The sequence below is a fragment of the Candidatus Symbiopectobacterium sp. genome, assembly GCF_020054415.1.
Taxonomy (GTDB): Bacteria; Pseudomonadota; Gammaproteobacteria; order Enterobacterales; family Enterobacteriaceae; genus Symbiopectobacterium.
In genome coordinates, this window is record NZ_JAHWCO010000603.1 from 1 (window position 1) to 3,529 (window position 3,529).

A 3,529-nucleotide genomic window follows, 5' to 3' on the forward strand; every position below is an offset into this window, starting at 1 on the left:
CGTAACCGATTGCAACGGCTCAATCGCAAGACGCTCGGATATTCAAAATCATCCGAAATGCACGATAGGATCATCGGTACTTACATCGAACGCGAGTACTACGTTTGATGCTACATCAACTCATTGAATACACGACCGGTTGCGCAAGTTGCCTGACGGGTGGGATATCGTCACGCCAACAATTTTAGCGTAGCGTTCTGGCGTTATTATGGGCGTTACCCAAAATCCATCTAACCCGGTGTGGATGCCGTGACAGTCTGACTGCCACGGCAAGAGGGTTATGGCACATTTTTCTTTGGTAGGCTTCAACTCAGAAACTCAACTTCGCCGCCAACCAGGTGGTACATGCTGCCGACGATCTTGATTTTTCCCTCTTGTTCCAGCTTTTTCAGAATCGGGCTATGTTCACGAATGTGTTCGACGGTGAGTGCCACATTGGTTTTCGCTACCGCATCGACAAACGCCATGTTTTTGCCCGTACGGTCGCCCTCATAGACGGTTTTCTCGACGGCGGGTTTAATTTTGTTCAGCAGCCCGGTCAGGTTTCCCAACTCAACATTGTCTATTGCGCAAGCAACGGCACCGCATGCGGTATGCCCCATCACCAGCACCACTTTGGCACCCGCCGCCGCACACGCGAATTCCATACTGCCTAGAATGTCTTCATTTTGCACATTGCCTGCCACGCGCGCGTTAAACGTCTCGCCAATGCCCGTATCCAGCAAAATTTCAGCAGGCGCGCACGAGTCGATACAACTTAAAATCACCGCTGCGGGGAACTGCCCCTCTTGGCTGCTGATTTTTTGCGCCACGAAGTCATGCTGTTGCATTTTCCCTTCCCGAAAGCGTGTATTGCCCACTTTAAAGCTTTTGATGACATCGTCAGGTGTCATGCTGTGCTTGGTCAAGGATGCGGCATAGGTGACGTGGGGAACCATAAAACCGCTGATACCGGTTAGTGCCAGCACGGAGAGGGCCGCAGTGTTTTTGAGCACGGCACGACGAGATGACTCGGGAGCGTCGAACTTATTCATAATAATACATCATTGTTATTGTGGTTATGGCGACGCCGCAACTTGGTGCAGGACGTCAATGACACGCTAGTCACGTGATCGGTGGTGGTGCTGATAATAACCGTTAGTAATTAATTGCGGTAAGTGTAGTTGCGCCACAGATGGGATTGTTGCTGGTGGGAGGACATAAAGAGGCTATGCAGTGAGTCTTTTTACTATTTTTTACTATAACTAAATGTTTTAATTATATTTTTCTGTTTGTATCCGGCAATTCTGATTATCGCTGTCGGGCCCCGCGGGGCCCGACAGCGGGTATTTAGCGAAACGGCGGCTCGTTAAAGGTGCGAAGCTTGCGTGAATGCAGATGGTCGCCTTCTGCGCGTAACAGATCCATGGAGCAAATACCGATTTGCAGATGCTCGGAGATGGCGCCTTCATAAAAACGGTTGGCCTGACCGCGCAGTTTTATTTCACCGTGCGGCGGCTTGTCAGAGACGCAGAGCAGCGTACCGTAAGGCACTCGGAAGCGATAGCCTTGTGCCGCAATCGTCGCACTTTCCATGTCCACAGCCACGGCGCGGCTCAAGTTGAAACGCAGCACGGAGACGGAGTAGCGCAGCTCCCAGTCGTGTATTCAATATATTGATTGCAATGTGAAATGTCCGGTTTTGTATGTGGAATACAGTGGCTAAAGTTGATGTAAGATGCCCGTTTTGTGAACAGACATCTCCTGTGAAAAAACACGGTTATGGCAAAAGTGGCCATCAGAGTTACCGTCGTCAGTCATGCAAACACGGATGGCTACAGGGCTTACAACGACGAACTTCCAAAAGTAAAACACATTGAACGCGAGTACTACGTTTGATGCTACATCAACTCATTGAATACACGACAGCAGCTCCCAATTACGGTCGTCGGTAGTCACCACCGTGCCGGTACGCAACCGCTGTTTTACCGCTTCGCCAGCCATACCGCTCACCATTTTGGTGGCGTCGTACAGCGCGCGCTGCACCTCGGCGATGCTTGGAATGGGGATATCCGGCGGGAGCACGGCATCAAGCACGTGATCGTCGCGCAGATAGGCGTGCGCCAACACATAATCGCCTATGGTTTGGCTTTCGCGCAGCCCGCCACAGTGACCAATCATCAGCTAGGCGTGTGGACGTAGCACGGCAAGATGATCACAGATGGTTTTGGCGTTGGAAGGCCCTACGCCAATATTGATGAGGGTGATCCCCGCTCCTTGCTTGGAGATCAGGTGATAATCCGGCATCTGATGTTTCTTCCAAGCAACATCAGAAACGCACGCTTCGGCGGTGGCGTTTTTGCCGGTGAGGAATATTCCGCCTGCGGCGGCGAGCGCCTCGTAAGGGCTGTCAGGATCGGCGATTTGTTCACACGCCCAACTGACAAACTCATCCATGTAGCGCGTGTAGTTGGTGAACAGGATATAAGGTTGAAAATGCTCGATGGCTGTACCCGTATAATTGCGCAAGCGTGCCAGAGAGAAATCGGTGCGCAAGGCATCAAAATGCGAAAGCGGGAAACGAGTATCGGTGGAGTGAAACAGACCATCTGCGGTTTCATAGCCAATTTGGGCCAGTTCCGTGGTGGGGAAGTGCTGCGAAATCCCGGCAGACATCGAACGCTCAAGCGCTAAATCAGAGCCGTCAAACACATAAGGAAAGGGAATTTCCTGTTGTGAAGGGTATATACCTCAATGTGCGCGCCATACTCTTCGACCAGTAAGGTCAGTTGCTCAGAGAGATAGCGGCCGAAAAGCGCAGGTTGCGTGACCGTGGTGCTGTAACTTCCGGTATGAGTGAAACTCCCATAGGCACGGGTGCGGCTTTTCCCTTGCTGTACACCATCCCAGCTTACGCGCAATTCTGGGTAGACGAACAACACATTGCGGCGCGCTTCTGCATCGGGCAAGGACCCATCTGTCACGTAGGCTTTTATGGCTGCGCGTAGCGCGTTAACCGCACGTTATATTGTGAACTCAGTAAATCCAGCGCTTGTGCGGCCGTGAGGCGGGTAGTGGAGCCACAATGCGTCATCGTTCTTCCATCCTTTTTGGGTTATCTCCCGCAATGTCATTGCGGCTGTTACACCCAGCATAGATCAGCCACGTGACGAAACGTATATCCATTGTTCTGTTTGGTGAGGCTTTGAACAATATCTCGGCAGTTCCCACCGTCATTCCCGCGAAGGCGGGAATCTCTTGTCCAAGAAACGCATTTGTTCTCACAGAGATCGGCTTTGTTGAATAAATCAGAACTTGTAACGACTGCGCCCCATACGGGTCGATTGTTACGTGATGCGAATACTGTTCGGCATTCCTAATAGAGTGATCCGGTTAAGCGCTTTGACAGTGGCCATGGCTTCACCCACCTGAGCATCGTAGTCTCTCAGACTTAGATTACCACCCAGAAGCCTTTTGAACCGGAACATGGCCGTTTCAGCCACTGAGCGCCGGTGATAGCCCACTTTCTTTTTCCAGATATCGTTACTAC

General features: G+C 51.5%; 2 protein-coding genes and 4 pseudogenes. 2 read left to right on the forward strand and 4 right to left on the reverse strand.

Features of this window, described 5'->3' with window-relative positions:
• On the forward strand, window positions 1–108 hold a 108-nt coding region (locus tag QZ506_RS17625; RefSeq protein ID WP_291968657.1), incomplete at its 5' end, for an IS1 family transposase.
• Between the two features lie 197 nt (window positions 109–305).
• Here QZ506_RS17625 and QZ506_RS17630 read toward each other — a convergent pair.
• On the reverse strand, window positions 306–1,034 hold the full coding sequence (locus QZ506_RS17630) for a carbonic anhydrase family protein (protein WP_291972934.1): 729 nt from the start codon (window positions 1,032–1,034) through the stop codon (window positions 306–308).
• A 295-nt stretch (window positions 1,035–1,329) separates the two neighbouring features.
• A pseudogene (locus tag QZ506_RS17635) lies at window positions 1,330–1,641 on the reverse strand (AMP nucleosidase); the annotation flags it as partial.
• 56 nt (window positions 1,642–1,697) lie between these two features.
• Here QZ506_RS17635 and QZ506_RS17640 point away from each other — a divergent pair.
• A pseudogene (locus QZ506_RS17640) lies at window positions 1,698–1,805 on the forward strand (IS1 family transposase); the annotation flags it as partial.
• Between the two features lie 103 nt (window positions 1,806–1,908).
• Here the strand turns inward: QZ506_RS17640 and QZ506_RS17645 are convergent.
• Window positions 1,909–2,990, reverse strand: a pseudogene (locus tag QZ506_RS17645) (AMP nucleosidase); the annotation flags it as partial.
• A 336-nt stretch (window positions 2,991–3,326) separates the two neighbouring features.
• Window positions 3,327–3,529: pseudogene (locus QZ506_RS17650) on the reverse strand (IS5/IS1182 family transposase); the annotation flags it as partial.